Genomic DNA, 25,243 nt, shown 5'->3' on the forward strand with positions numbered 1-25,243 from the left:
ATGCCTTTGGAGATCGTCCGCATTCCCGTTCTGTCCGACAATTATGTCTGGCTGGTGCATGAACCCGTCAGCGGCGAGACGATGGCGGTCGATCCTGCAGTTGCCGAGCCGGTGCTGGCCGAGGCGCAGCAGCGCGGCTGGCAGATCACGCAGATCTGGAACACCCATTGGCATCCCGATCATACGGGCGGCAATGCTGCCATCCGTGAGGCTACAGGCTGCACGATAACTGGTCCTGCGGCAGAGGCCGAACGTATCCCGACGCTCGACCGGCTTGTCAGCGAAGGTGACACCATAGCCTTAGGTTCGGTCACCGCCCGCGTGCTGGATGTCCCAGCCCATACCGCCGGCCATATCGCCTATCATTTCGCCGAGGACCGCGCCGCCTTTGTTGGCGACACCCTGTTTGCGATGGGCTGCGGGCGGTTGTTCGAAGGGACAGCCGAACAGATGTTTGCCAATATGCGCAAGCTGGAGGTGCTCGGCGACGAAACGCGCATTTACTGCGCGCACGAATATACCATGAGCAATGGCCGCTTCGCTCTGACCGTTGAGCCCGAAAATGCCGCACTGGTCAGCCGCATGGCCGAAGTGACCGCGATGCGCGAACGGGGCGAACCGACCGTCCCGACGACGATCGCGCTCGAACGGGCCACCAATCCGTTCATGCGCGCATCGTCCGTCGCAGAACTGGCAGAAAGGCGCGCGGCAAAAGACCGGGGTTGAATCGCGTCTGATCCACCCCACTTCATTCCCGTCGGGGGACGAAGAGGAGTGTTTGTCATGCGTACATCCGATCAGGTTGCCGCCATGCCCTGCCCCGTTTGCCGTGTGCCCTTGGCAATGAGCGACCGGGAAGGCATCGAAATCGACTATTGCCCGCAATGCCGTGGCGTTTGGCTCGACCGCGGCGAACTAGACAAGATCATCGAACGAAGCGCGGCGCCCCAAGTGCAGCCCGGTGCCCCGCCTGCCCCATATCCCGCCCAGCCCTATGGCCATGCGCCATCATTTGGGCACAAGGAATATCGGTATAAAAAGCCGAAGCACTGGCTGAAGGATATCTTCGATTGACCCCTGTCAGGCCGCGCGCTTGCCAAGCTGGCGTGCGGCAAACAGCATCAGCACCATGCTGATCGCCTCCACCGTGATCGCCTGTGTCGTCGCTGGTGCCAGCGGATCGCCCATTGCAAGGCCAAACAGCCGTCCGGCGAGCGCCGTGCCATAAAGCACAGCTGGTATATATAGCAGCACCGCCTTTTCCGGCTTGGCAGCTGCGTAAAGGGCGCAGGCAGCCGACACCAAGAAAAAGGCCGAAAAATCGGCGCGCAGCGTGTTGATCGCCGCACCTTTGCCTTCAATCCCGAACTGGTCGACATAGACTTGCGGGTCGATAAGTCCGCGAATGGCGAGAAGCCCGAATGCAAGGCCCCAAAGGCTGATGATGATACGCAATGCTATTGTCATGAAATTTTCCCCTCTCAACGACTTTCTTACCGGCGCGATTGGCGACTGGCAACTGGACAGCGCGACGGTTCGCAACTAACGCGCTGCCATGACGATACAGCCTTCCGACTCCATCCTGATCATCGATTTCGGCAGCCAGGTAACGCAGTTGATTGCACGCCGCGTGCGTGAGGCGGGGGTCTATTCGGAAATTGCTCCGTTTAATTCGGCCGAAGCTGCGTTTCACCGTATGAACCCAAAGGGCATCATCCTTTCTGGCGGTCCGGCATCGACCACCGACGAAGGTAGCCCGCGTGCGCCGCAATGCGTGTTCGACAGCGGCCTGCCCGTCCTTGGCATTTGCTATGGCCAGCAGACGATGATGATGCAGCTTGGCGGTCTTGTTGAAGGCGGCGGCGAAGGCGGCGGCGAATTTGGCCGCGCCTTTATTGAGGTGCAGCAGCCTTGCGGCCTGTTTGACGGTCTGTGGACAGCCGGCGATAAGCATCAGGTCTGGATGAGCCATGGCGACAAGGTGACACGGCTTGCGCCCGGTTTCGATGTTGTCGCCACCAGCGATGGCGCCCCCTATGCCTTCATCGCGGATGAGGCGCGGCGCTATTATGGTATCCAGTTCCACCCCGAAGTCGTCCACACCCCCGATGGCGCAAAGCTGATCGGCAACTTCGTGCACAAGGTATGCGGGCTTGCTGGCGACTGGACCATGGCCGAATTCCGGGCGACCAAGATCAGCGAGATTCGCGAACAGGTCGGTTCGGGCAAGGTGATCTGCGGGCTTTCTGGCGGCGTTGACAGCTCGGTTGCAGCCATCCTGATCCACGAAGCCATCGGAGACCAGTTGACCTGTGTGTTTGTCGATCATGGTCTTTTGCGCCTGAATGAACGCGAACAGGTCGAAAGCCTGTTTCGCGACCATTACAACATCCCTCTCGTCGTCGTCGATGCCGAGCAACGCTTCATGGCGGGTCTTGCGGGCGTCACCGACCCTGAAAAAAAGCGCAAATTCATTGGTGCGGAATTCATCAATGTGTTTGAAGAAGAAGCGAAGAAAATCGGCGGCGCGGATTTCCTTGCGCAAGGCACGCTCTATCCGGATGTGATCGAGAGCGTGTCCTTCACCGGCGGGCCGTCTGTGACGATCAAGAGTCATCACAATGTTGGCGGTCTGCCCGAACGCATGAACATGAAACTGGTCGAACCGTTGCGCGAACTGTTCAAGGATGAAGTGCGTGCATTGGGCCGGGAACTTGGTCTCAATGACCAGTTTGTCGGTCGCCATCCCTTCCCGGGTCCGGGCCTTGCCATCCGTATTCCCGGTGAAGTCACCAAGGAACGTTGCGATATCCTGCGCAAGGCCGATGCGGTCTATCTGGAGGAAATCCGCAATGCAGGCCTCTACGACGCGATTTGGCAGGCCTTCGCCGTGCTCCTTCCCGTCCGCACCGTCGGCGTGATGGGCGATGGCCGTACCTATGACAGCGTCTGCGCGCTGCGCGCCGTCACGTCGGTCGACGGCATGACTGCCGATATCTACCCCTTCGATGCTGCCTTCCTCAGCCGTGTCGCCACCCGCATCATCAACGAGGTGAAGGGCATCAACCGTGTAGTTTATGACTATACGTCAAAGCCGCCGGGTACGATTGAGTGGGAGTGAGCGCCCATCGCCCCTTGGGGCGCTGGCTGGCGCTTGCTGCGATCGGTGCCTTGGTCCTGCTCGGGCCGCTGGTTTTTGCGGACCAGATTGAACAGATCGCCAATGCCACCGCTGATAAGGCGCGGCACCACCCGATGATGGTGGCTTCACTTATCATTGCAGCGCTTGCGCTCGATATTTTCCTTCCCGTTCCCAACGGCGTTACCAATACACTTGCCGGGGCAATATTCGGTTTTGCGGGTGGAATGGCAGTGATCTGGATCGGCCTGATGGCAGCAAGCCTATTGGGCTATGGCGCGGGCGCAATAGCTGCACGGCCGCTCGCACGGCGGTTGTTGGGTGAACAGGAACTTGAGCGTGCGCACCGTGTTGCTGCGGGTTTTGGGCCTCTCCTTTTGATCCTGTCGCGACCCGTTCCGGTGTTCGCCGAATTGGCATCGCTTGCAGCAGGCATGTCAGCGATGCCGCTTCGGCTTTTCCTGCTGCTGACGGGGTTGGCCAATCTGGCGGTCGCATTCGTTTATGCAGGAATTGGGGCTGCGGCGATGTCGACCAATTCAGGCGGGCTCGCAATGTTGGGTGCAGTCATATTGCCACTTTGCGCATGGCTGACTTACCGGTGGTGGTTGGGACGCCCGTCTTAAATCTGTTCAGATCGCTACAAACTTCCCTGCCGCACGGTCTTTCCTGACTTTCAGGCCATTAAACACCTGACCACTCATCGCGATCCAAACTCCGGGCGGAGCCATTTGGGCGGTTGCGAATGCCATACCCAGATTGAAGGGCGCATCGGTTTCGGCGAAGCGGGCAGGGCTGAGTGCACCTGTGAGCACGATGGTTTTGTCCGGCACGTCCGCCGCTAGCAGCTTCGCGGTCTCGGTCATCGTATCGGTGCCGTGGGTGATAACAATGCGTGTTTCCGGGGCCTCGCGAGCAGCAGCGGCGATGAGGGTGCGATCGGCGTCGGTGAGTTCCAGACTGTCTTTGCGCATCACTTCGACCAACCGATAAGGCAATTCCACGCGTGCCTCTTTGAGCAAGGCGGGGATGCCGCTATCGACAATCTGATATTCCGACAGCGCATCGAAATAATTTTTGTCGATCGTTCCGCCGGTGGTGAGGATCAATATGCCTTGCTCTGTCATGGCACGACGCATAGCCGATGCCCAATAAGGGGGAAAGCATCGCTTGCCTCGCGCGGTCCGGCATAGCTAGATGCGGCACGCACAGAATAAGAGGCATTATGAGCATCACATTTTACGGCATCCCTAATTGCGACACGGTGAAAAAGGCGCGCGTCTGGCTCGACGGCAAGGGACTCGCCTATGCTTTTCACGATTACAAGAAAGCGGGTGCCGATGCCGAGAAGCTGGAGCGTTGGTGCGACGAAAAAGGATGGGAGACTATCCTTAATCGTGCAGGCACGACCTTCAAGAAACTGCCGGATGATGCAAAGACCGGTCTTGATCAGGCAAAGGCGGTCGCGCTGATGGTGGAACAGCCAAGCATGATCAAGCGGCCAGTAGTGGAATATCCGGGCGGCCTGCTTGTTGGCTTCAAGCCCGCTGAATGGGAAACTGCCTTTGGTGCATGATCCACGGCGCCGTCACGCAATTGCAATGAAAGGCAGGGAAAGGATGTGCGATGATCAGACCGCTTATTCTGCCATTTTTGCTGCTGCCCTTTTTGGCCGCCTGTTCCTTGGCGAAGGGTGAGGCTGTGGTGACCGCGTCAACTGGCACGCCGATCATCATCGCGCATCGCGGTGCGAGTGGAGAGCGGCCCGAGCATACCATAGCCAGCTATGCCCTCGCGATCGAGCAGGGTGCGGACTATATCGAACCCGATCTGGTCCTGACGCGGGACGGGGTGCTTGTCGCCCGGCACGAAAATGAGATTTCGGAAACCACCGACGTTGCCAGTCGCCCCGAATTTGCCGATCGCAGGACCAGCAAGATCATTGACGGCCATAAATTCACCGGCTGGTTCACAGAAGATTTCACCCTTGCCGAACTGAAGACGCTGCGCGCGCGGGAGCGGTTGCCGCAGTTGCGCAAGGCAAACACCGCCTTTGACGGCCAGTTCGACATCCCGACCTTTGCGGAAATTCTTGAACTTGCGCGCACCCAAAGCGAGGAGACTGGGCGCATAATCGGGGTTTATCCCGAAACCAAGCATCCATCCTATTTCGCCGCCATCGGCCTGCCGCATGAGGCGCCTTTGCTGCAGACGCTTGCCGCGCATGGCATGGCGGACGAGGGTAGCCCGGTGTTCATTCAGAGCTTTGAGGTCGAAAATCTGAAGGCGTTGCGGCCAAAGACGAAGCTGCCGCTGATCCAACTCATGTCGGCCGATGGCGGGCCGGCGGACGATGCAGAGCAAAGCTATGCCGAAATGGCGACGCCTGCGGGGCTCAAGGAGGTTGCCAGCTATGCCGACGGGATCGGCGTTGAAAAGGCGATGGTGATTCCGCGCACGCTTATCGGCAATCTTGGGCAACCGACAGGGCTTGTCGCCAATGCCCATGCCGCGGGCCTCAAGGTGCATGTTTGGACGATGCGGCGCGAAAACTATTTCCTGCCGCTCAGTCACAAATCCGGGTTGAACCCGGCGGGTCATGGCGATCTTGTAGGCGAGATTCGTGCTTTTCTTGATACCGGGATCGACGGGATGTTCAGCGACAATGTGACAGAGGCGGTTATGGCGCGAACGCGCGAATAGCCAGCCTAGTGCATCCTGTTCAGGGCTGCGTTGTGTCTTTGCCGGTGGCCGGCGCGGGCGCTAGCTGCTCAGGCGCAACCAGCGGAGCGACAGGCGCAACGGGAAGCGCAATTGCGGCGGCTTCAAGCTGGTCGAGCGCGCGCTGTGTATCCAAATAGCGGCGGGCCTTTGTCTTCCATGCCTGACCATTGCTGGCACCCGGCAGCGTTTCGATAAAGCGCATCGCGGCCTCAACATTACCACCTGCCAGATAATCTCGCGTCTGCTGCAATTGGCCGCCGACCGTTTCCGGAGGCGACCCCGTACGACGCAGCACAAACAGGCTAGCCAGCTCGCGCTGCAGACCGTCCCAGGTCATTGCTGGTTCACGGGCAAGTTGCGGGGCAATGGCATCGAAATCGGAAAGCAGCACTGCCGGAGTCAGCCTTTCACGATCAGCGGCCAGAATTTTTGATAAAGCTTGTGGTTGGGTGGTTCCGAAGCTTGCCTGCAATCGCGCAGCGACATCCCCTAATGGCGCGCCACTCGCGATTGCGCGGCGGGCAGCCATCACGGTTAGCATGGCTTCGGTGCGCGTGGAATCAGCGATGGGCTGAATGATTTGGGGAACCAGCGGCGCAGCCGTCATCGGATTGGCGATGGGTGGCGCGGGATCTGAAAGGCCGGACTCTGCTTCGTTCTGAACCTGCGGCGCCGCACTCCATGGCATCAGACCCGATGAAGATAGCCAGCTTATCGCAAGACCTCCCCCGATAAAGGCGAGTATCGCCAAGGCTGTGCCCGTTCTCCAGTTCAAAACCCGTTTCCCTTGTCGTTTCTCTTGAGCGTCTGTCTAACAAGCATGTGCGCCTGCGACAACAGTGCCGCGTCATCGGGCGTGGCGGCCGTCGCAATACCCGCCCAGCCCCGTCCGGCGGCCGCGCCAATTGCCGGTGAAAAGGCCGCCAGTGTGAATCTTTGGCGCGTTAAGCCTGAATTGTCGACATAATCGCCAAAGGCGGCTGCGGCCCGCGCCGAATGCAGCGCGACTATGGGGCAAGATGCGATCATCGCCCCGGCCTCTGGACCCAGCGCAACATGATCAGACGCATAAATGGTCAAGATATCTATTGTGGAGCCGGCTGGCGGATTTATCTTGGTGCGGTCTTCACCAGCAAGCCAGAGAAGCCGGCTATGTCCGGCCGCTGCAGCTGATGCGACCAGCGCCTCAACGCCCGCTGTTCCCGTCGAGGCAAGGGTGAGGCCGGCATCCCTTACGGCATCTGCACTCCGCGCGCCGACTGCGTGAAATGGCAAGCTATGCAGTTTGTCTAGTTGAGCCCCGGCTTTTCGGATCGCATTGGAGCTCGTGACCATGACAGCGTCGAACAGCTGTGGATTGGGTGCTTGCCATGGCCGTGGTGCAATTTCGAAAAAGGGCAGGCAAACCGGTTCGAAACCTGCCGCCAGGGCCCGTGCCGCACTGGCGGATGCACCAGGTTCCGGACGGATGATCAGGATTCTCATGGCGTGAACAAGGCCGCGAGCGCGGGGCTTGCCCGGCCAAGAAGTTCAGCGGCGAGAGCGACAGGGTCATTGCTTTCGGCTTCATGGCATTCGCTGCCATCCTCATTCAATATCTGGCCGCGCAGGATAATCATCCCTGTTTCCATCCGGGCCTGTGCCGCCACCGGCGAATGGCAGGTGCCGCCCAGTGCAGCGAGGAAAGCGCGCTCTGCCATGACGCAGGCAAAGGTAGTGGCATCGTTCACCGGCTGGAGGAGGTCTGCAATAGCGGGCCGTGCAGCAAGGCAATCAATTCCGATCGCACCCTGCGATGCAGCAGGTAGCATCTCGGCCGGATCGATTGCGGTGCCGGTATCAGCCATGCCTAGCCGGTCGAGCCCGGCTGCGGCGAGAAGCGTCGCATCAAATTCACCTTCGGCTAGTTTCGCAAGCCTGGTCGCAACATTGCCCCGGATCATTCCAGTATGGAGGTCAGGCCGCAGCGCCTTTAGCTGGGCAGCGCGCCGTGGGCTCGATGTGCCGATACGGGCACCTTGCGGCAATGCGGCAATGCTATGCGCCCCGATAAGCCGGTCGCGCGCATCGGCACGTGGCAGCATGGCGGCGATGGAGAAAATGTCTGCGCGAACGGTTTCGACATCCTTCATCGAATGCACCGCAATATCGATTTCATCGTCAATTAGCGCGCGTTCCAGCTCCTTGGTCCAGAGCGCCTTGCCACCGATTTCGGCCAGTGGCCGGTCCTGCACCTTGTCGCCGCTTGACAGCATCGGCACCAGCGCGACAGCTGCAACCGGCCAGCCATGTGCGGCAACCAGCGCGGCGCGCGTCATTTCGGCCTGGGCAAGGGCGAGAGGCGAAGAACGGGTTCCGATGCGCAAGGGCGAAGAGGCTGATGGGGTCATGCGGCTTGTCCATAGCGGGGGCTGCGCCTAAGGGGAAGCGGATGGCAATCATCCTTGGCCTTGAATCGAGTTGTGACGAAACCGCTGCCGCGCTGGTGCGGTCTGACCGCACGGTGCTGGCGCATGCGCTGGCGGGGCAGGAAGATCATCACCGCGCCTTTGGCGGCGTGGTGCCGGAAATTGCCGCGCGTGCGCATGCTGACCTCATGACCCCGCTTGTCGAGACCGCGCTTGCCGATGCAGGGCTGACGCTTGATGATGTCGATGCAATTGCGGCAACGGCTGGCCCCGGGCTGATCGGCGGCGTTATGGTCGGGCTGGTGACGGCCAAGGCGCTCGCCATGGCGGCGGGCAAGCCGCTGATTGCGGTTAACCATCTCGAAGGCCATGCCCTCTCGCCCCGCTTGGTCGATGCAGAGTTGGAATTTCCCTATTTGCTCCTGCTTGTGTCGGGCGGGCATTGTCAGTTGCTGCGCGTGAATGGCGTTGGCGATTATGACCGGTTGGCAACGACAATCGACGATGCCGTAGGCGAAGCCTTTGACAAGAGCGCGAAGATATTGGGCCTCGGATTTCCCGGTGGGCCCGCGGTCGAACGAGCTGCGAAAAATGGTGATGCGAAGGCGGTGCCGCTGCCGCGGCCGTTGAAAGGTGCAGACGAACCGCATTTCAGCTTTGCGGGGCTAAAAAGTGCCGTTCTGCGGGCCCATGAAAGCGGGCAGCATCGTGCAGAGGATATTGCCGCTTCGTTCCAGCAGGCCGTGGTTGATTGCCTCCAGGACCGGCTCGAATATAGCCTTGCACGGATTGAACCACTGCCCGCGCTGGTTGTCGCCGGCGGCGTTGCGGCCAATGAAGCGGTGCGCGCCATGTTGCAGGCTCTGGCTGGCCGGCACGGCATGCGCTTCGTCGCGCCGCCGCACTGGCTGTGCACCGATAATGGCGCGATGATCGCATGGGCAGGTGCAGAACGTTTCGCGGCGGGGATGACCGACCCGCTGGACGTGGCGGCGCGCCCGCGCTGGCCACTTGACCCGAACGCAGAGGCTGCACGCGGCGCGGGGGTGAAGGCATGAGCGGGCCGCCAATAGGCGTGGTCGGGGCGGGGGCATGGGGCACGGCTCTTGCCTGCGTCATGGCACAAAATCATGACCGCGTGCTGCTTTGGGCAATCGAGCCCGAAGTGGTGGCCGCGATCAATGGCGGGCAGGGTAACCCGCTTTATTTGCCGAACATCCCGCTGCCTTCGCAAATTCAGGCGACGGGCGACATGACCGACATGGCGGATTGTTCGGCGCTGCTCCTAGTTACGCCGGCACAGCATCTGCGCGCCACGCTCGACCGGCTGCCCGATATCAAGGCGCCGCTGTTGTTGTGCTCAAAGGGTATCGAGGCAGGGACGCAGTTGCTCGTCTCCGAAGTGGTGGCGCAGCAGCGCCCCGACAATCCGCTCGCGGTGCTATCGGGCCCTACGTTCGCGCATGAAGTGGCGGCCGGTAAGCCGACTGCGATCACTTTGGCCTGCGAAAGCCAGCCATTGGGTGCGCAGTTGATGCGGCTGGTCGCGACGCCTGCCTTTCGACCCTATTGGTCCGATGATGTTGTTGGTGCCGAAATTGGGGGCGCGGTCAAGAATGTGCTCGCCATTGGCTGCGGCGTCGTTGACGGCGCGGGGCTTGGCCTCAACGCCCGGGCAGCTCTGATTGCGCGTGGATTTGCCGAAATGCAACGTTATGGCCTTGCCCGCGGGGCGCGTGCAGACACGCTCGGCGGGCTGTCGGGACTAGGCGACCTTGTGCTCACCTGCAGTTCCGAAAATAGTCGTAATTTCTCGCTCGGCCGCGGGCTCGGCCAAGGAAAACCGGCAGCTGAGCTGATGGCTGACCGGCGGACAGTTGCCGAAGGGGCGTTCACCGCGCCGGTCCTGCACCAGTCCGCACAGGCGCTGGGCGTGGAGATGCCTATCGTAGAGGCGGTCTGCGCGCTGCTTGCAGGCAGTGCCAGCGTGAACGAGGTGATCGGGGCGCTGCTCGCCCGGCCGTTGAAGGCCGAACGTTGACAGCTTCAACTTCGGGGCAAGATGAGGCAGACCTCAAAGCGCTGGCCAAGGGCGGACGCACCAACGTGTTCGGCTTTGTCCTGCGTCTGGCCGCACGCCTGCCTTTCCTGTTCATTGCGGGAAGGCTTTACGGGCCGGAAGTACTAGGGCGTTTTGCCTATGCAATCCTGATTGTCGAATTTGTCGCGCAACTGGCAACGATCGGTCTGCGCCGCGGGTTAGCCGAGGCGCTGTCGCGGCAGGAACGGCCCGATACCCATATCGTCGGCGATGCGATGCTGGTGGCAACTTTTGCATCGGCGATTGGGGCGGCAGTGCTGATCGCGTTACCGCAGCTGATGTTTCCGAACAGTGCGCTTAACGGGCTCGACCGGTTTCTGCCCCTCACGATCTTTGCCATTGTCTGGACCGAAATCGCGCTTGCTGCGCTGGCCTATCGCTTTGATGTCGCCTCGACCGTGCGGGCACGTGCGATTGTGGAACCCTGGACAATCAGCATCGCCGCCGGCCTGCTGTTTTTCTATTCGGCGCGCGATGGCCTGATCCTGTCCTATGTTGCATCGATCATTGCTGCCATGTTTGCTGCGCTCTGGCCGCTCTGGCGCAGCTATGGAAGTCTTCGCGGCTGGCGCCCCCGTCCGGCGGAGCTTTACGGGCTGGCTCGGCGCAATCTGCCGCTGGCCGCGGCCGACGCCATTGAATGGGGTAGCCGCCGGCTAGACCTTGCGATCCTCGGTCTGTTCGCAAGCCCCGCCGTGGTAGGCATCTATTATGTTGCGCAGCAGGTCGCCAGCCTGCCGCAGAAACTGAAATCGAGCTTCGATCCGATCCTCGGCCCCGTAATCACCCGTAATTTGCAGGCGAAAAATTATCGCGAAATTGCACGGCAGGTTGGTCAGGTGGGCTTCTGGATCATCGCCGCACAGGCCGGAATCGCCCTTGCACTCGGCATTCCAGGCGAAGCGGTTATGGGGCTCGTCGGCCCGGAATTTGTCGGCGGCACGGCGGCCATGGCCTTCCTTCTTGCGGCAGAGGTCGCCGCCGCGACGGCCGTGGTCAGTGAAAGTGCGCTTGTCTATATGGCGCGGCACCGCAACCTCATCCTGTCGCTGTTCATGCTTGGCCTGCAGGTGGTGCTTAGCCTGATCCTGATCGAGATGGTGCCGATGCTGGGGCTGAAACCGGAGTATCTTGGCCTTGCCCAGGCCGCTGCCGTGGCTTGCGCATTGATGCTCGCACTGGGCGTTGCCTCGCTCGCCAAGGTGGTCCTTCTGGCTCGGATATTGGGCGAGCCGATCCGCATCTGGCGGTGGAGCCTGTTGCCCGCGGTTGCCGCCGCCACGATCATCGGCGTAGGTGCAACCCAGCTTCCCGAATGGGCGGAACTTGCCTTTGGCATTCCGGCGATCCTTGGCGTCTATCTTTGGGTGATTTGGCGCTGGGGCTTTGGCCCGGAGGATCGGGTGCTTTTCAAGAAATAGGGTGGGCGCATCCCCCTTGCCCCCACTCCCAAACCCGCGCACAGGGAAGTTATGGCCGAACTGATCATCCGCCGGGGCCTAGAAGAGCCCGAAACAGACGGCAATTTTGTGCCGCACCGTCCGGCGCGTCCGGCAAAGGTGGAGGGCGGGCGTCCGTTCAAGCTTGTCTCTGAATACCAGCCCGCAGGCGATCAGCCGGCGGCGATCAAGGAATTGGTGGAGACCGCGCTCGCGGGGGAAAAGGATCAGGTGCTGCTCGGCGTCACCGGTTCGGGCAAAACCTTCACCATGGCAAAGGTGGTGGAGGCGTTGCAGCGACCGGCGCTGGTGCTGGCGCCCAACAAGATCCTCGCCGCGCAGCTTTATGGCGAATTCAAAAGCTTTTTCCCTGAAAACGCCGTCGAATATTTTGTCAGTTATTACGATTATTACCAGCCAGAGGCCTATGTGCCGCGCAGCGATACCTATATCGAAAAGGAATCGAGCGTGAACGAGGCGATTGACCGGATGCGCCATTCGGCCACCCGATCACTCCTCGAACGGGATGATGTGCTGATCGTTGCCTCGGTTTCTTGCCTTTATGGTATCGGATCGGTCGAAACCTATTCGGCGATGATTTTCGACCTAAAGGTCGGGGAAAGCGTCGACCAGCGCGAGTTGATCCGCAAGCTGGTCGCGCTTCAGTACAAGCGCAACGATGCGTCTTTTGTGCGTGGCAATTTCCGCGTGCGCGGCGATAATCTCGAACTCTTCCCCTCCCATTTTGAAGACATGGCCTGGCGGATCAGCATGTTCGGTGATGAGGTCGAAGAAATCGTCGAATTTGATCCGCTGACCGGCAAGGCAGGCGCGAAGCTGAACGCCGTGCGTGTCTATGCCAATTCGCACTATGTTACCCCGGGGCCGACGATGAAGCAGGCGGCTGCCGCGATCAAGTTCGAGCTGGAGGAAAGGCTGAAGGAGCTGGTCGCCGAAGGCCGGCTGCTTGAGGCGCAGCGGCTGGAACAGCGCACCAATTTCGATCTGGAGATGATTGCCGCGACCGGAAGCTGCGCGGGCATCGAAAATTATTCGCGCTTCCTCACCGGCCGCTTGCCGGGTGAACCGCCGCCGACCTTGTTCGAATATCTGCCTGACAATGCATTGCTGTTCGTTGATGAAAGCCACCAGACGGTGCCGCAGATTGGCGCGATGGCGCGGGGTGACCATCGACGCAAGCTGACCCTTGCCGAATATGGTTTCCGTTTGCCTAGCTGTATCGACAATCGGCCGCTACGCTTCAACGAATGGGATGCGATGCGCCCGCAAACGGTCAGCGTGTCAGCCACCCCGGGCAATTGGGAGATGGAGCAGACCGGTGGCGTTTTTGCCGAACAGGTGATCCGCCCGACCGGCTTGATCGATCCGCCGGTCGAGATCAAACCGGTTGAGGATCAGGTTCAGGATTGCATCAACGAATGCCGTAAGGTGGCCGAGGCCGGCTATCGCACTTTGGTGACGACGCTGACCAAGCGGATGGCGGAGGATCTGACCGAGTTTATGCATGAGGCGGGGTTGCGCGTCCGTTATATGCACAGCGATGTCGAAACGCTGGAACGTATCGAACTGATCCGTGATTTGCGGCTGGGCGTCTATGACGTGCTCGTCGGCATCAACCTGCTGCGCGAAGGCCTCGACATTCCCGAATGCGGGCTGGTGTGCATCCTCGATGCCGACAAGGAAGGTTTCTTGCGCAGCGAAACTTCATTGATTCAGACGATCGGCCGCGCCGCGCGCAATGTCGAAGGGCGCGTTATCCTTTATGCCGACCGCATCACCGGCAGCATGGAACGCGCGATGCGCGAGACCGACCGTCGCCGTGAAAAGCAGCGCGCTTACAACGAACTGCACGGCATCACACCGACCACGATCAAGCGTAACATTCACGATATCGTAGCTGACACCGCCAGCCGGGATGGGGTCTTGGTCGAAATCGATGCCGAAGGCGCCAACAACCTCGTCGGTCATAACCTCCGAGCCTATATCGAAGAATTGGAAAAGAAGATGCGTGCCGCCGCCGCCGACCTCGAATTTGAGGAAGCTGGCCGCCTGCGCGATGAAATTCGCGCGCTCGAGGCCGAGGAACTGGGCTTGCCCCATGAAAAACGTGTCGCCGCCCCCAAGGGCCGCGCCACCGAAGGGCGGCCGGGGACGCGAAAGATGCGCTTTGGCAAGACGCAGCGGAAATTCGGGCGCTAATCCGCCGCCTTGTTCACATCGCCGACCTTTGCCCATTGCCGCGCATGTTCGAGCTGGTCCAGCCCGAAGGTGCGGATGGCCGCGGGGTAAAAGGGCGCAAAAATGCGGGTGACGGGGCCTACCCAGCCCGAATCACTGACGACGGCAGCGCGGTGAATGAAATTGCGGTGCGCGAGGTGGAAGAGCAAATCCTTCCACCAGACTTCGGGTTCGATCCAGCCAATATTGCGCACCACTTCGACGACGTTCAATTGCGCGTGCGATTGCAGCAGCAGGTCAACGGCATCGACCGCTGCCTGGTAATCTTCCTTGTCGACTGCACCGTCGACGGTGAGTTCAAGATAGCCCGCAGGCACATCGGTTTCGACTTTGAGCATGACAGCCTCCTTTCGCTGAAGGCCCTATGCTGAACGCGGCCCTCCATGCTGTCATTGACTCGCGTCAAAACGCGTCACGAGGCGGCGCGGGGCTTTTCCTTTTTGGCCTTGCGGTCGATCTCTGCCAGCAGCCCCGAGGACAGCGCAAATCCTGCTGCACGGGTTGGCGGCGCAATTGCGTTTCGCGCGGCAGCTTTTTGGTTTGGCGCAAGGTTGGTCGATTCGCGCGGCGTCATGGTTGCCGCGAGGGTGGGCGAGGCCGGGCGCGGTGTGATCGCAAGCACCGCAGCAAGCGCCTTACGTGCCTCAGCTTCTTTGCGTGGCCGATCAGGATAGATGAATCCATGGAGCGGCCATTCGGTCGTCCCCAATGCGCCATTGGGTGTGTACCAGACGCGCACCCGGCTCCAGTCATTTTCCTCGGATACATCGATGACGCGAACATCCTCTTCGATATGACCGCGAACGCCGTCAATCGTTGACCAATTGGCGTGGCTGATCAGAAGCGTGCGTTTGTCGATGATCCGCCGCACCGCCGCGACATGGCCCAAGCGCATATTGCCATGCGGAACGAACGTCATCACCGCGCCCACCTTCGGCCGGCTTCCCCGTTCATACCGACCTTCCGCCTGATCCCACCAGCTATGGGCATCACCCCGGATTTCTACCCCGGTAAGCGCGCGGGCAAAGGGCACGCATTGCAGCCCCTCATTCAACGCATGGGCCGGGGTTGCGAAAAGCAAAAGGGAGAGAAGGGCGGTGCGCATTGCCCACCACCTAATGCGGAGATGGCAAAAATGCGGCTAAACGAAATGGTTAACGGCAGGAGAGGCAGAAAATTTAATCACGACGAAGAGATATTATATCAAATGTAATGTTGTAACGTCGGATCAGGCATGGCATAGGGATTCGCGTAAGGCAGTATCGATGACAACAATGCAGGCAATCTGGCGTCAATCGCGATGGGATGGGCTGGGGCTCGGTATTGCCGGGCTATGCCTGATGCACTGTCTTGCAACTTCCGTACTGCTCGCGATTTTTGCGTCGGTTGGCGGCGCACTCTTCTCACCCCTCATCCATGAAGTCGGGTTGGTTTTTGCGATATTGTTCGGCGCGATCGCTTTGGTGCGCGGTATGCTTGCGCACCGGTTTGTGTTGCCCGCAGCGATCGGCGCGATCGGCATCGGGGTTATGATATGGGCGCTCACACTTCCCCATGGCGGCGGCGAAATTGCCTTCACCATGCTTGGGGTTGCCATTCTCGCGCTCGGCCATTTCATGAACTTGCGCGCCGCGCGCCGGAACTAACAGGCGGCGCTTGCCCTTCTGACGCGGAGCGCCTAAATTCCAGCTATGGCGCGGCTACATCATCATCATGAACATCATGGGTCGGATCTTGCACAGGCGGCCGAACTTGCCTTGACGGCCGCTGGCGAACAATGGACCGACATGCGTGCCGATATTTTTGCAGTGCTTGCCACCTTTGAAAAGCCTGCGTCGGCCTATGATATTGCAGACCTTGTGTCGCAGAAACGCGGAAAGAGGGTCGCGCCGAACAGTGTTTACCGGATCCTCGATCTGTTTGTAGCGAACAACCTTGCCAGCCGTGTCGAAAGCGCGAACGCCTATCTTGCCAATTCGCATCCTGGCTGCCTGCACGACTGTATTTTCCTGATCTGCGACCGATGCGGCGCTGCCACCCATATCGATGATGACAGCCTGACCAGCAATGTCCGCAAGGCGGCTGAGGCCGCAGGTTTTCATGTCGTCCGTCCCGTTGTAGAGGTGCGCGGTACCTGCGGTGATTGCGATTAGGTCCAAGCCCACGGGAAAATATCCCGTTCGACACTTCCCTGAAACATCGTTAAAGCTGATTTGATGACTGACAAACCCGTCACACCCTTGCTCGACAAGGTGAAGATCCCGGCAGACCTTAGAACGCTGCAGCCTTCGCAACTGCGCCAATTTGCAGACGAATTGCGCACCGAAACCATTTCTGCGGTCTCCGTAACCGGCGGGCATCTGGGTGCCGGGCTGGGTGTGGTCGAACTGACCACCGCGATCCATTATGTCTTCAACACCCCCGAAGACCGGCTGGTCTGGGATGTCGGCCACCAATGTTATCCGCATAAGATCATTACCGGCCGACGCGACAGGATTCGCACCTTGCGCACCGGTGGCGGGCTTTCGGGTTTCACCAAGCGGACTGAGAGCGAATATGACCCCTTCGGCGCGGCGCACAGCTCGACTTCGATTTCGGCGGCGCTTGGCTTTGCCATCGCCAACAAGCTGAACAACAAACCGGGCAAGGCGATTGCCGTGATCGGCGATGGGTCGATGTCGGCAGGCATGGCTTATGAAGCGATGAACAACGCGCAGGCAGCGGGGAACCGGCTGGTCGTCATCCTCAATGATAATGACATGTCGATTGCGCCGCCGGTGGGCGGGCTTTCGGCCTATCTGGCGCGGCTCGTGTCGTCGCGGCCCTTCCTTTCCTTGCGCGAAGTGGCAAAGCGGATTTCGCGCAAATTGCCCGAGCCGCTGCACATTGCCGCGCGCAAGACAGACGAATTTGCCCGCGGCATGGCGATGGGCGGCACCTTGTTCGAGGAATTGGGTTTCTATTATGTCGGCCCGATTGACGGGCATAATCTCGAACATCTGATCCCCGTCCTCGAAAATGTCCGTGATGCCGCAGAAGGCCCGTGCCTGATTCATGTCGTCACCAAAAAGGGCCATGGCTATGCGCCTGCAGAGGCGGCAGCCGACAAATATCATGGCGTCGTCAAATTCGACGTGGTCACCGGCAAGCAGGACAAGGGCCCGGGCGGCGGTCCGCCAGCCTATCAGAATGTCTTTGGCGAAACACTCGCAAAACTGGCCGAGACCGACGACCGGATTGTCGCGATCACCGCCGCCATGCCCAGCGGCACCGGCGTTGACAAATTTGCGCAGGCACACCCCGACCGCGCCTTTGACGTAGGCATTGCCGAACAGCATGGCGTAACCTTTGCCGCTGGCCTTGCCGCACAGGGCATGCGTCCCTTTGCCGCAATTTATTCGACCTTTCTGCAGCGCGCCTATGATCAGGTGGTGCATGATGTCTGCATCCAGAATCTGCCGGTGCGTTTCGCAATTGACCGGGCCGGGCTGGTCGGGGCCGATGGCAGTACCCATGCCGGATCGTTCGACGTTACCTATCTGGCGACACTGCCCAATATGGTGGTGATGGCCGCCGCGGACGAGGCGGAACTGGTGCATATGACCTATACTGCAGCCCTGCATGACAGCGGCCCCATCGCCTTCCGCTATCCGCGCGGAAATGGCGTCGGTGTGCCGCTGCCCGAAGTTCCGCAACAGCTGGAAATCGGCAAGGGCCGGGTCGTCCGCGAAGGCAAGACTGTCGCGATCCTCTCACTCGGCACCCGCTTGGCAGAGGCATTGAAGGCGGCCGACACGCTCGATGCCAAGGGCCTGTCGACGACAGTTGCCGATATGCGCTTTGCAAAGCCATTGGATGAAGAACTGATCCGTCGCCTGATGGCGACCCATGAAGTGGTCGTGACGGTGGAGGAGGCCGCAATTGGCGGGCTCGGCGCGCATGTGCTGACGCTGGCCAGTGATCTTGGCCTGACCGACGCCGGCCTGAAGATCCGCACGATGCGCCTGCCTGACATTTTCCAGGAACATGAAAGCCCGCAACAACAGTATGACGAAGCCGGCCTCAACGCGCTGCATATCGTCGAAACCGTTCTGAAGGCACTGCGCCACAACAGCGCGGGCGTGGAGGAAGCCGGGGTTCGGGCGTAAAGCCCGGACCGCTCAATTTTACTGCGGAATGGCTGCCTGTGCGGCCTGACCATCGCCTTCGGGTGCGGCGATGATGTCACGCGTAACGGCGCCCTTGTTGACTGTTGTCGTTTCGGGGTCACCTACGGTCGAACGGATGCCCATTTCAGCGGCGCCAGCCGCCGCAACCACGGCGCGTTCACCGGCTGACCGTTGCGCCGGGCCACCAAACATTGCTTCCAACACCTGATCAGGTGTGGTGCCATCCTGGCTGCGCGTCAGGGTAATCTGACCTGGCTTCAAGGCAAAATCTGGCGGGACGACAAGCGGTGCAACGCGGCTGGTGGTTGGCTGCGTTGGGGCGCTGTCCCCGCGAACATCGAGGTTGTAAAGCGACTGATAGGCGTTGCCGATCGACTGGCAACCACTGAGCCCTGTGAGCATGATGGCTGCACCAGCGAGCAAATATTTCCGCGACATGGGTAAGGGTCCTTATTGCTTCGGGGCGCCGAACATGGCTTCGAGTACGGCAGCCTTGCTGTCGCCATCCTGCGGGCGGGCAGCACCTGGTTGCGGCGCGGGCAGAGTGGAAAGATCCTGCGGGATGGCAAGCGGCGCTGCACGGCCGACGGCGAATTCATCGGGCCGGTCGCGATCAAAAACGCCACTGGAACCGCAACCCGAAAGCGTGGTCAGCGCCAACAGGCTTGATGAAGCGATGATCAATTTGCGCGTCATGGTCTCTCCGCTATGTCCGCGTCGCTTGACGCAGGCTGAACGTCCTTGCTTTCGCGGATAAGGAAGGCGCGGGCAAGCAATATCAGCACGCCGATGGTGATGCAGGCATCGGCAAGGTTGAAAATCCAGAAAGGCCGAAAGCTGCCGAAATGCAGGTCGGCATAATCGACCACATAACCATAGCGCACCCGGTCGACGATATTGCCGAGCGCCCCGCCCAGCACCATTGAAAGCGCCAGCACATCGCCGCGCAGTTTTTCGCGCCACATCCACATTGCAACCACGCCGGCGATCAGCGCGGTCAGTCCGACCAGCAACCAACGTTCCAGCTCGCTCCCCGCTTCCAGAAAGCCCATCGATACGCCGCGATTTTCGGCATAGGTCAGGTCGAAGAAGGAGACGATGTGGATTTGCCGCCGGCTTTGCAGCGCGAGCGGGCCGAGCATGACATATTTCACCACCTGATCGGTGATGAACAGCAGGCTGGCGAGCATCAGGCCCTGGATGCGATATTTGGGGTTAGCCATTTAATACCTCGTCGCAACGCCCGCACAATGTGCCATCTTCGCTCACGTCAGGCAAATGCCGCCAGCATCGGCCGCATTTGTGGTTGGTTGTCTTCGCAGCTTTGTCCTCCGAACCGCCATGTACTGCCGAGACAATGAACACTTCTGCTAGATCAATGTCGCCGAAGTTGCCTGCATAGGTGTATTCAACTTCAAGGCTGGAGCCGACGATCTTTTCGCGTCGCATCGGCTCAATGATTTCGGTCGCCAAGGTACGCGAAGCGCGAATTTGTAACCAGCGATCGGCCAACTCAGCGTCGGTGGCGGTATCAACCTCCGGCCATTCCAGCAAATGCACACTGCCGGCCTCAGGGTAACGTGTCCCCCACACTTCCTCCGCCGTGAACACCAGCACTGGTGCGGCATAGCGCACCATCGCATGGAACAGCGTGTCGAGCACGGTGCGATAGCTGCGGCGCTTCAAGCTCTCCGGTGCGTCGCAATAGAGGCAATCCTTGCGGATATCGAAGAAGAAGGCCGACAGGTCGTTATTCGCGAAGTCGCTCAGCAGGCGGACATAGCTGTTGAAATCGAAATCATCGACCGCTGTTTTCAGCTTCGCATCCATGTCGGCGAGCAGGTGAAGCACATAACGCTCCAATTCCGGCATGTCCGCCACATTGCTGACTCGTTCCTCCTCGCGGAACCCGTCGAGCGCGCCGAGGAGGTAGCGGAAGGTGTTGCGTAGCTTGCGATACTGGTCGGCCACGCCTTTTAGGATTTCATCGCCGATGCGGTGATCCTCGGTGAAGTCGACCGACAGCGCCCACAGCCGAATGATGTCCGCGCCGTTGGTTTCCATCACCTTCAGCGGGTCGACGGTGTTGCCGACCGACTTGGACATTTTCAGGCCCTTCTGGTCCATGGTGAAGCCATGGGTGAGGACGGCATTGTAAGGCGCGCGGCCGCGTGTGCCGCAGCTTTGCAGCAGTGAGGACTGGAACCAGCCGCGATGCTGGTCACTGCCTTCAAGATAGAGGTCGGCGGGCCAGCTCAGTTCAGGCCAGCGTCCGCTTTCCAGCGTGAAGACATGGGTACAGCCCGAATCGAACCAGACGTCGAGTATGTCGAACACCTGCTCATAATCTTCGGCCTTGTAAGCGTCGCCCAGATATTCCTGCGCGCGGGCGGCTTCCCAGGCATCGACGCCCTCTTCGCGCACCGCAGCAACGATACGGGCATTGACCTCTGCGTCGTTGAGATACTGTCCGGTCTTGCGATCGACAAATAAAGTGATCGGCACGCCCCATGCGCGCTGGCGCGAAAGCACCCAGTCTGGACGGCCTTCGACCATTGAGCCAATGCGGTTGCGGCCCTTTTCGGGCACCCAGCGCGTGTCTGCGATCGCGGTCATGGCCTTTTGACGCAGGCTGTCGTCGCCCTTGTCCATCGGCACAAACCATTGCGGGGTGCAGCGATAGATGACCTTGGCTTTGGAGCGCCAGCTATGCGGATAGCTGTGCTTGTAATCCGCGCTGGCGGCGAGCAGCCCGCCCGCCTCGCGCAGCGCCTCACAGATGGGGCCGTCGGGCGCGTTGAATTTGGGGTTTATGACGCTGCCCTGCCCGCCGAGCCAAGCCCAGTCGGCGCGATATTTGCCATCGCCCTCGACTGCGAATTGCGGCTCCAGCCCGTTGGCTTTGCACAGGTCAAAATCATCCTCGCCATGGTCGGGCGCCATATGGACAAGGCCCGTGCCGCTGTCGGTGGTAACGAAGTCGCCGGGCAGGAAGGGGCGGGGCTTGGCAAAAAAGCCGCCCAGATGGTGCATCGGGTGGCGGGCGACTGCGCCCCTCAATGCAACATCAGATAGTGCAGATTCTAAAGTAAGTTCCAAGCCAGCTCGAGCAGCGAACGCAGAAGCTAGCGCTTGAGACAATATGTATCGGCGACCATCCGAAGCTGCGTAAACTCCGTAACAGGCTTCGTAGCTTAGCTGTTCAAAAGCCGGGTTGTAAGCGATCGCCTGATTAACCGGGATCGTCCAAGGCGTTGTTGTCCAGATTACTGCAAATGCCCCGACTAGCTTTGGAACTTCGGGCGATTCAACAATCTCAAACGCCACATCGATTTGCGTCGAGGTGATATCTTCATATTCGACCTCGGCCTCGGCCAGCGCGGTCTTTTCGACCGGTGACCACATCACCGGCTTCGCTCCACGATAGAGCTGGCCGCTTTCGGCGAATTTCAGCAGTTCGGAAACGATCGTCGCCTCGCTGTCGAAATCCATCGTCAGATAGGGCTTGTCCCAATTGCCCAGAATGCCCAGCCGCTTCACCTGTTCGCGCTGTACATTCACCCAATGCTGGGCATAGGCGCGGCATTCGGCGCGGAATTCCTTGACCGGAACCTCATCCTTGTTCAGCTTTTTCTTGCGATATTGCTCCTCGACTTTCCATTCGATCGGCAGGCCATGGCAATCCCAGCCGGGCACATAAGGCGCGTCTTTGCCGAGCAGGCTTTGCGTGCGGCAGACCATGTCTTTGAGGATATGGTTGAGCGCATGGCCGATATGCATGTCGCCATTGGCATATGGCGGCCCATCATGGAGAATGAACTTCTCCCGCCCGGCGCGTGCTTCGCGCAGCTTATGGTAGAGGTCGTCGGCTTCCCATTTGGCAAGAATGCCCGGCTCCTTCTGCGGCAGGCCAGCCTTCATCGGGAAATCGGTCTTGGGTAAGAAGACGGTGTCTTTATAGTCTTGCTTTTCGGTCATATCGCGCGGGTGCTTAGGGGATTACGCGGCAGGGATAAAGCCCTAGAAGTGCCTCTCCCAAGGGCAGAGGGAATTCACCGCCGCAAGGCGGGGCCCAGTTCCTCGATCTTGTCCACCCAGATATAGCCATTAAAATCTTTGGCGATCTCACCATATTGGCTGGGTTCGGTGAGGCCCTTGATCGTCGCGCCCTCCACGCTCTGCGCGATGATCACCATGGTCTTCGCTTTTGCCATGCGGTCGAGGAAGCGGTTGGGCCAACCCCAGAGCGTGAAGCCAAGATCATCAAGCGTCAGCAGCATCACGCCATTGTTGCAGCTTTCGGGGACCGAACCGAGCAGCGAACCGCGATAGTCCGCCGCGCATTTACGTGCAGCGGCGATGGTGAAGGCGCGCATGGCAGGGCGTTCAGCTTTGGCTGCCTGCACAGCGGCATCATCGCCGATCAGCATATGTCGTAGGTCCCCTGCTGGCAGGGCCGCGACTAGCGCGCGGGCCGCGTCGACACCCTCGGCCTGCCAGAACAGGTCGGGGCGTGAAAGGCTATAGGCGGTGGTGGCAATATCGGGCCGGGGCTGGGCAAGATCGGCGGCGCACTTGCTTTCGAACTGCCGCGCGGGGACCAGCCTGCGGCCTTCGCTTTCGAGGGGAATGTGGATGGCTTGTGCACCCGCGCCTGCCGCAAGTTGCAGCGCGGCAAGATCCGGCCCCACCGCGACCGCGCCATAGCCCGCATTCGCCGCAGAGACGCAGCCATCATTGCCAAGAACCGGCGCAACACCGCGATCAGCGACCAGCCTTGGCCCGCCCGTCGGCGCGTCTGCCCGCCAACTTGCATGGTGCAGCGTGAAGGCAAAGAACAAAGCGACAAGCGCGAGGATGATGATGGTGGTGCGTTTAGAGACTGTCATCTCTGCAAAGCCACCTTCGCATCCGCGCAATCCTGGGCGATTTGCGCAGTCAGCGCCTTTAGGCTTTCATATTTGCCCTCGGGTCGCAGGAAAGCGTGGAATTCGACCTCGATCGTCTGGCCATAAAGGTCCTCGGCGAAATCGAAGAAATGGGGCTCTAGCAATTCCTTGGGCGGCTCGAATTGCGGACGGATGCCGACATTGGCCGCGCCATCGAGCAACCGGCCATCTGGCAGGCGGCCGCGCACCGCATAGACGCCGTAGCGCGGACGCAGATATTTGCCGAGATCCATGTTTGCCGTCGGAAAGCCGAGCAGGCGGCCATTTTTGTCGCCATGCTGGACGGGGGCTTCGACCGCAAAGGGACGGGTGAGCAGGCGGTTTGCACTTGCAAGGTCGCCGCTGCGCAGCGCGTCGCGGATGCGGCTGGAGGAAATCACGCCGCCTGCGTCAGTCACCGGGCCGACCGCAAGGCTTGAAAGGCCCTGTGCCGCGCCGCGTTCGCGCAGCACGCCAATATTGCCGCCGCGCTTTTTTCCAAAGGTGAAGTCTTCGCCAGTAACAACGCCGGCAAGGCCGAGCCGTTCGATCAGCAGCCTGTCGATGAAATCCTCTGCGGATGTGCCCGCAAGCGCCGCATCAAATTCGAACACCAGCATCGCATCGGCCCCAGCCGCTTCAAACAGCCGCTGGCGCTGGTCAAGCGTGGTCAGCCGGAAGGGCGGCGCATCCGGTGTGAAATAGCGCACCGGGTGGGGATCGAAGGTTGCGATGATCGCAGGTCGGCCTTGCGCCTTTGCTTGCGCAATTGCTTCTCCAGCGACCGCCTGATGACCCAAATGGAAACCGTCAAAATTGCCAAGCGCAGCGATGCCGCCACGCAAGGCATCGGGGATAGAGTCACGCGACGAAAGACGGGGAATAGTCATGCGGCAGGTTTGGCCTTCGCCATGGGTTTCAATCCTTCCCGGATCACGCGCAAGGCATTGCTGCCCATGACGGCCCGGATTTCATCATCGGTGAAGCCTGTATCGATCAATGCCTGTGTGACCTGCACCAGTTTCGAGGTGTCGAAACGCACCGTAGTTGCGCCATCATAGTCGGAGCCGAGCGCGACATGGTCGATACCGACAAGGTCGCGCACATGTTTCATTGCCTTCGCAATAGAGGCGGGTGACGTATCGCAGATGGCCGCATCCCAATAACCGATCCCGATAATGCCTCCGGTTTTCGCGACCCCACGAATATGTTCATCCGAAAGATTGCGGTTGACCTTGCAAGTCGCCTGCACCCCGCCATGGCTGGACACGACCGGACGCCGCGCCATCGCCAATATCTCGGTGACGCATTGCTGGCTGCAATGGGCGATGTCGACGATCATGCCGATATCTTCCATTCGCTGAACGACTTCGCGGCCCATAGGCGTCAGCCCGCCTTTTTTGAGGCCGTGCATCGATCCGGCCAGTTCATTGTCGAAGAAATGGGTCAGCCCCGCCATGCGGAAACCGGCGGCGTAGAGCTTGTCGAGGTTCGATGCCTTGCCTTCGAGGTTTTGAAGGCCTTCGATGGAGAGGAGGGCACCCATGGCAGGGCCACCTGCTGCACGCCGCGCCAACATCGCGTCAAGTTCCGCCGGGCCGACTGTTTTGACTAGAGTTGCGTTCGATGCGGCGACTGCATGGTCGAGTTTGGTCGCATGCCAGAGTGAGCGTTCGAGCAGCGACCCCCAAGTCCGCATCGGTTGCAGCTGGGCGATGGTGAGCAGTGTGATATTGTCGCTGTCATCGCTGTTTGCGTCATAATTTTGACCCTTGGGGGTCTTGGTGACGCTGGAAAACACCTGCAGTGTGACATTGCCTTCGGACAGGCGGGGCAGGTCCATATGGCCGCGGTCGGCCCGGTCCATCATATCGCGTTTCCACATCAGCGTATCCGAATGCAGATCGACGATGGTCAGCGTCTCGTGCAGCGCGATCGCCCGATCGCTCACCTTGGGCAGCGGTTTGCCGTCAATCCGGTTCATTGACGATTCGACATAGCCCGGCGCAAAGCCGAAAAAGCCTATCCCTGCCACCAGCAACAGGATGGCCAGCCCCCATAGCCATTTACGCATGC

Annotated in this window: 27 protein-coding genes; 13 read left to right on the forward strand and 14 right to left on the reverse strand. The window is 60.2% G+C overall.

Annotated features, from left to right (window positions below):
- Positions 1–726: a hydroxyacylglutathione hydrolase gene (gene gloB, locus RSE16_04205; GenBank protein ID WRH76677.1), complete on the forward strand. Its 726-nt coding sequence runs from the start codon at positions 1–3 to the stop codon at positions 724–726.
- Positions 727–783: 57 nt separating this feature from the next.
- Positions 784–1,074 carry a zf-TFIIB domain-containing protein gene (locus RSE16_04210; GenBank protein ID WRH76678.1) on the forward strand — a complete coding sequence of 97 codons (291 nt, stop codon included), beginning with the start codon at positions 784–786 and terminating at the stop codon, positions 1,072–1,074.
- A 6-nt stretch (positions 1,075–1,080) separates the two neighbouring features.
- Here the strand turns inward: RSE16_04210 and RSE16_04215 are convergent, their stop codons facing one another.
- Positions 1,081–1,467, reverse strand: coding sequence for a hypothetical protein (locus tag RSE16_04215; GenBank protein ID WRH76679.1), 387 nt, complete (start codon positions 1,465–1,467; stop codon positions 1,081–1,083).
- A gap of 88 nt (positions 1,468–1,555) precedes the next feature.
- On the opposite strand from RSE16_04215, the gene guaA reads away from it, so the two are divergent.
- Both guaA and RSE16_04225 read left to right on the forward strand, forming a co-directional pair.
- Positions 1,556–3,121, forward strand: a complete 1,566-nt coding sequence (gene guaA / locus RSE16_04220; protein WRH76680.1) for a glutamine-hydrolyzing GMP synthase — start codon at positions 1,556–1,558, stop codon at positions 3,119–3,121.
- A complete protein-coding gene (locus RSE16_04225; GenBank protein WRH76681.1) occupies positions 3,118–3,765 on the forward strand; it encodes a VTT domain-containing protein in 648 nt (215 codons plus the stop codon). The genes guaA and RSE16_04225 overlap by 4 nt, the downstream gene beginning before the upstream one ends.
- A 6-nt stretch (positions 3,766–3,771) precedes the next feature.
- On the opposite strand, the gene RSE16_04230 is transcribed toward RSE16_04225, so the two are convergent.
- Positions 3,772–4,266: an asparaginase domain-containing protein gene (locus tag RSE16_04230; protein WRH77296.1), complete on the reverse strand. Its 495-nt coding sequence runs from the start codon at positions 4,264–4,266 to the stop codon at positions 3,772–3,774.
- Between the two features lie 98 nt (positions 4,267–4,364).
- Here RSE16_04230 and RSE16_04235 point away from each other — a divergent pair, with 98 nt between their 5' ends.
- The gene (locus RSE16_04235) at positions 4,365–4,715 is read left to right on the forward strand and encodes an arsenate reductase (protein ID WRH76682.1); all 351 of its coding nucleotides are present in this window, start codon (positions 4,365–4,367) and stop codon (positions 4,713–4,715) included.
- Between the two features lie 50 nt (positions 4,716–4,765).
- The gene (locus tag RSE16_04240) at positions 4,766–5,842 is read left to right on the forward strand and encodes a glycerophosphodiester phosphodiesterase (GenBank protein WRH76683.1); all 1,077 of its coding nucleotides are present in this window, start codon (positions 4,766–4,768) and stop codon (positions 5,840–5,842) included.
- A gap of 19 nt (positions 5,843–5,861) precedes the next feature.
- On the opposite strand, the gene RSE16_04245 is transcribed toward RSE16_04240, so the two are convergent.
- From RSE16_04245 to hemC, 3 genes are read right to left on the reverse strand one after another with little or no spacing between them, the layout of a single operon-like run.
- Positions 5,862–6,638 (reverse strand): hypothetical protein, encoded by a 777-nt coding sequence (locus RSE16_04245; protein ID WRH76684.1) that lies wholly within the window; start codon positions 6,636–6,638, stop codon positions 5,862–5,864.
- The gene (locus RSE16_04250; protein ID WRH76685.1) at positions 6,635–7,348 is read right to left on the reverse strand and encodes a uroporphyrinogen-III synthase; all 714 of its coding nucleotides are present in this window, start codon (positions 7,346–7,348) and stop codon (positions 6,635–6,637) included. The genes RSE16_04245 and RSE16_04250 overlap by 4 nt, the downstream gene beginning before the upstream one ends.
- On the reverse strand, positions 7,345–8,253 hold the full coding sequence (gene hemC / locus RSE16_04255; GenBank protein WRH76686.1) for a hydroxymethylbilane synthase: 909 nt from the start codon (positions 8,251–8,253) through the stop codon (positions 7,345–7,347). Before hemC ends, RSE16_04250 begins: the two co-directional genes overlap by 4 nt.
- 41 nt (positions 8,254–8,294) lie before the next feature.
- Here hemC and tsaD point away from each other — a divergent pair, with 41 nt between their 5' ends.
- The 4 genes from tsaD to uvrB are packed head-to-tail and all read left to right on the forward strand — an operon-like array spanning position 8,295 to position 14,031.
- Positions 8,295–9,329: a tRNA (adenosine(37)-N6)-threonylcarbamoyltransferase complex transferase subunit TsaD gene (gene tsaD / locus RSE16_04260; protein ID WRH76687.1), complete on the forward strand. Its 1,035-nt coding sequence runs from the start codon at positions 8,295–8,297 to the stop codon at positions 9,327–9,329.
- On the forward strand, positions 9,326–10,312 hold the full coding sequence (locus tag RSE16_04265) for an NAD(P)H-dependent glycerol-3-phosphate dehydrogenase (GenBank protein WRH76688.1): 987 nt from the start codon (positions 9,326–9,328) through the stop codon (positions 10,310–10,312). The genes tsaD and RSE16_04265 overlap by 4 nt, the downstream gene beginning before the upstream one ends.
- Positions 10,309–11,793 carry an oligosaccharide flippase family protein gene (locus RSE16_04270; GenBank protein WRH76689.1) on the forward strand — a complete coding sequence of 495 codons (1,485 nt, stop codon included), beginning with the start codon at positions 10,309–10,311 and terminating at the stop codon, positions 11,791–11,793. The genes RSE16_04265 and RSE16_04270 overlap by 4 nt, the downstream gene beginning before the upstream one ends.
- Before the next feature lie 51 nt (positions 11,794–11,844).
- Positions 11,845–14,031, forward strand: a complete 2,187-nt coding sequence (gene uvrB, locus RSE16_04275) for an excinuclease ABC subunit UvrB (protein ID WRH76690.1) — start codon at positions 11,845–11,847, stop codon at positions 14,029–14,031.
- Here uvrB and RSE16_04280 read toward each other — a convergent pair.
- Positions 14,028–14,408: an STAS/SEC14 domain-containing protein gene (locus RSE16_04280; GenBank protein ID WRH76691.1), complete on the reverse strand. Its 381-nt coding sequence runs from the start codon at positions 14,406–14,408 to the stop codon at positions 14,028–14,030. The genes uvrB and RSE16_04280 overlap by 4 nt on opposite strands.
- A gap of 74 nt (positions 14,409–14,482) precedes the next feature.
- On the reverse strand, positions 14,483–15,175 hold the full coding sequence (locus RSE16_04285) for a CHAP domain-containing protein (protein WRH76692.1): 693 nt from the start codon (positions 15,173–15,175) through the stop codon (positions 14,483–14,485).
- A gap of 160 nt (positions 15,176–15,335) precedes the next feature.
- On the opposite strand from RSE16_04285, the gene RSE16_04290 reads away from it, so the two are divergent.
- From RSE16_04290 to dxs, 3 genes are all read left to right on the forward strand, one after another.
- Positions 15,336–15,716 carry a MerC domain-containing protein gene (locus RSE16_04290; GenBank protein WRH76693.1) on the forward strand — a complete coding sequence of 127 codons (381 nt, stop codon included), beginning with the start codon at positions 15,336–15,338 and terminating at the stop codon, positions 15,714–15,716.
- A gap of 45 nt (positions 15,717–15,761) precedes the next feature.
- Positions 15,762–16,223 (forward strand): transcriptional repressor, encoded by a 462-nt coding sequence (locus RSE16_04295; GenBank protein WRH76694.1) that lies wholly within the window; start codon positions 15,762–15,764, stop codon positions 16,221–16,223.
- Positions 16,224–16,286: 63 nt separating this feature from the next.
- Positions 16,287–18,218, forward strand: coding sequence for a 1-deoxy-D-xylulose-5-phosphate synthase (gene dxs, locus RSE16_04300; protein WRH76695.1), 1,932 nt, complete (start codon positions 16,287–16,289; stop codon positions 18,216–18,218).
- Positions 18,219–18,236: 18 nt separating this feature from the next.
- On the opposite strand, the gene RSE16_04305 is transcribed toward dxs, so the two are convergent.
- From RSE16_04305 to RSE16_04335, 7 genes are all read right to left on the reverse strand, one after another.
- The gene (locus tag RSE16_04305) at positions 18,237–18,677 is read right to left on the reverse strand and encodes a DUF3035 domain-containing protein (protein WRH76696.1); all 441 of its coding nucleotides are present in this window, start codon (positions 18,675–18,677) and stop codon (positions 18,237–18,239) included.
- A gap of 12 nt (positions 18,678–18,689) precedes the next feature.
- Entirely contained in the window at positions 18,690–18,935 is a 246-nt protein-coding gene (locus tag RSE16_04310; GenBank protein ID WRH76697.1) for a DUF3035 domain-containing protein, read from the reverse strand.
- Positions 18,932–19,462 carry a signal peptidase II gene (gene lspA, locus RSE16_04315; GenBank protein ID WRH76698.1) on the reverse strand — a complete coding sequence of 177 codons (531 nt, stop codon included), beginning with the start codon at positions 19,460–19,462 and terminating at the stop codon, positions 18,932–18,934. Before lspA ends, RSE16_04310 begins: the two co-directional genes overlap by 4 nt.
- The gene (gene ileS, locus RSE16_04320; protein WRH76699.1) at positions 19,455–22,217 is read right to left on the reverse strand and encodes an isoleucine--tRNA ligase; all 2,763 of its coding nucleotides are present in this window, start codon (positions 22,215–22,217) and stop codon (positions 19,455–19,457) included. The genes lspA and ileS overlap by 8 nt, the downstream gene beginning before the upstream one ends.
- Before the next feature lie 74 nt (positions 22,218–22,291).
- Entirely contained in the window at positions 22,292–23,128 is an 837-nt protein-coding gene (locus tag RSE16_04325; protein WRH76700.1) for a hypothetical protein, read from the reverse strand.
- Entirely contained in the window at positions 23,125–24,057 is a 933-nt protein-coding gene (locus RSE16_04330; GenBank protein ID WRH76701.1) for a bifunctional riboflavin kinase/FAD synthetase, read from the reverse strand. Before RSE16_04330 ends, RSE16_04325 begins: the two co-directional genes overlap by 4 nt.
- Entirely contained in the window at positions 24,054–25,241 is a 1,188-nt protein-coding gene (locus tag RSE16_04335) for a dipeptidase (protein WRH76702.1), read from the reverse strand. Before RSE16_04335 ends, RSE16_04330 begins: the two co-directional genes overlap by 4 nt.
- Positions 25,242–25,243: the final 2 nt, after the last annotated feature.

Origin of the sequence: Sphingobium sp. (assembly GCA_035196065.1) — a bacterium.
Lineage (GTDB): Bacteria > Pseudomonadota > Alphaproteobacteria > Sphingomonadales > Sphingomonadaceae > Sphingorhabdus_B > Sphingorhabdus_B rara.

What these genes read in the sequence shown, in the direction of transcription:
- RSE16_04325 (WRH76700.1), bottom strand. Translation starts at nt 23,128, where the DNA reads ATGACAGTCTCTAAACGCACCACCATCATCATCCTCGCGCTTGTCGCT.
- RSE16_04215 (WRH76679.1), bottom strand. Translation starts at nt 1,467, where the DNA reads ATGACAATAGCATTGCGTATCATCATCAGCCTTTGGGGCCTTGCATTC.
- ileS (WRH76699.1), bottom strand. Translation starts at nt 22,217, where the DNA reads ATGACCGAAAAGCAAGACTATAAAGACACCGTCTTCTTACCCAAGACC.
- dxs (WRH76695.1), top strand. Translation starts at nt 16,287, where the DNA reads ATGACTGACAAACCCGTCACACCCTTGCTCGACAAGGTGAAGATCCCG.
- RSE16_04335 (WRH76702.1), bottom strand. Translation starts at nt 25,241, where the DNA reads ATGCGTAAATGGCTATGGGGGCTGGCCATCCTGTTGCTGGTGGCAGGG.
- RSE16_04305 (WRH76696.1), bottom strand. Translation starts at nt 18,677, where the DNA reads ATGTCGCGGAAATATTTGCTCGCTGGTGCAGCCATCATGCTCACAGGG.
- RSE16_04250 (WRH76685.1), bottom strand. Translation starts at nt 7,348, where the DNA reads ATGAGAATCCTGATCATCCGTCCGGAACCTGGTGCATCCGCCAGTGCG.
- RSE16_04240 (WRH76683.1), top strand. Translation starts at nt 4,766, where the DNA reads ATGATCAGACCGCTTATTCTGCCATTTTTGCTGCTGCCCTTTTTGGCC.
- RSE16_04230 (WRH77296.1), bottom strand. Translation starts at nt 4,266, where the DNA reads ATGACAGAGCAAGGCATATTGATCCTCACCACCGGCGGAACGATCGAC.
- lspA (WRH76698.1), bottom strand. Translation starts at nt 19,462, where the DNA reads ATGGCTAACCCCAAATATCGCATCCAGGGCCTGATGCTCGCCAGCCTG.
- RSE16_04295 (WRH76694.1), top strand. Translation starts at nt 15,762, where the DNA reads ATGGCGCGGCTACATCATCATCATGAACATCATGGGTCGGATCTTGCA.
- RSE16_04235 (WRH76682.1), top strand. Translation starts at nt 4,365, where the DNA reads ATGAGCATCACATTTTACGGCATCCCTAATTGCGACACGGTGAAAAAG.
- RSE16_04330 (WRH76701.1), bottom strand. Translation starts at nt 24,057, where the DNA reads ATGACTATTCCCCGTCTTTCGTCGCGTGACTCTATCCCCGATGCCTTG.
- RSE16_04310 (WRH76697.1), bottom strand. Translation starts at nt 18,935, where the DNA reads ATGACGCGCAAATTGATCATCGCTTCATCAAGCCTGTTGGCGCTGACC.
- gloB (WRH76677.1), top strand. Translation starts at nt 1, where the DNA reads ATGCCTTTGGAGATCGTCCGCATTCCCGTTCTGTCCGACAATTATGTC.
- RSE16_04285 (WRH76692.1), bottom strand. Translation starts at nt 15,175, where the DNA reads ATGCGCACCGCCCTTCTCTCCCTTTTGCTTTTCGCAACCCCGGCCCAT.
- RSE16_04290 (WRH76693.1), top strand. Translation starts at nt 15,336, where the DNA reads ATGACAACAATGCAGGCAATCTGGCGTCAATCGCGATGGGATGGGCTG.
- uvrB (WRH76690.1), top strand. Translation starts at nt 11,845, where the DNA reads ATGGCCGAACTGATCATCCGCCGGGGCCTAGAAGAGCCCGAAACAGAC.
- guaA (WRH76680.1), top strand. Translation starts at nt 1,556, where the DNA reads ATGACGATACAGCCTTCCGACTCCATCCTGATCATCGATTTCGGCAGC.
- RSE16_04280 (WRH76691.1), bottom strand. Translation starts at nt 14,408, where the DNA reads ATGCTCAAAGTCGAAACCGATGTGCCTGCGGGCTATCTTGAACTCACC.
- hemC (WRH76686.1), bottom strand. Translation starts at nt 8,253, where the DNA reads ATGACCCCATCAGCCTCTTCGCCCTTGCGCATCGGAACCCGTTCTTCG.
- RSE16_04265 (WRH76688.1), top strand. Translation starts at nt 9,326, where the DNA reads ATGAGCGGGCCGCCAATAGGCGTGGTCGGGGCGGGGGCATGGGGCACG.
- RSE16_04210 (WRH76678.1), top strand. Translation starts at nt 784, where the DNA reads ATGCGTACATCCGATCAGGTTGCCGCCATGCCCTGCCCCGTTTGCCGT.
- tsaD (WRH76687.1), top strand. Translation starts at nt 8,295, where the DNA reads ATGGCAATCATCCTTGGCCTTGAATCGAGTTGTGACGAAACCGCTGCC.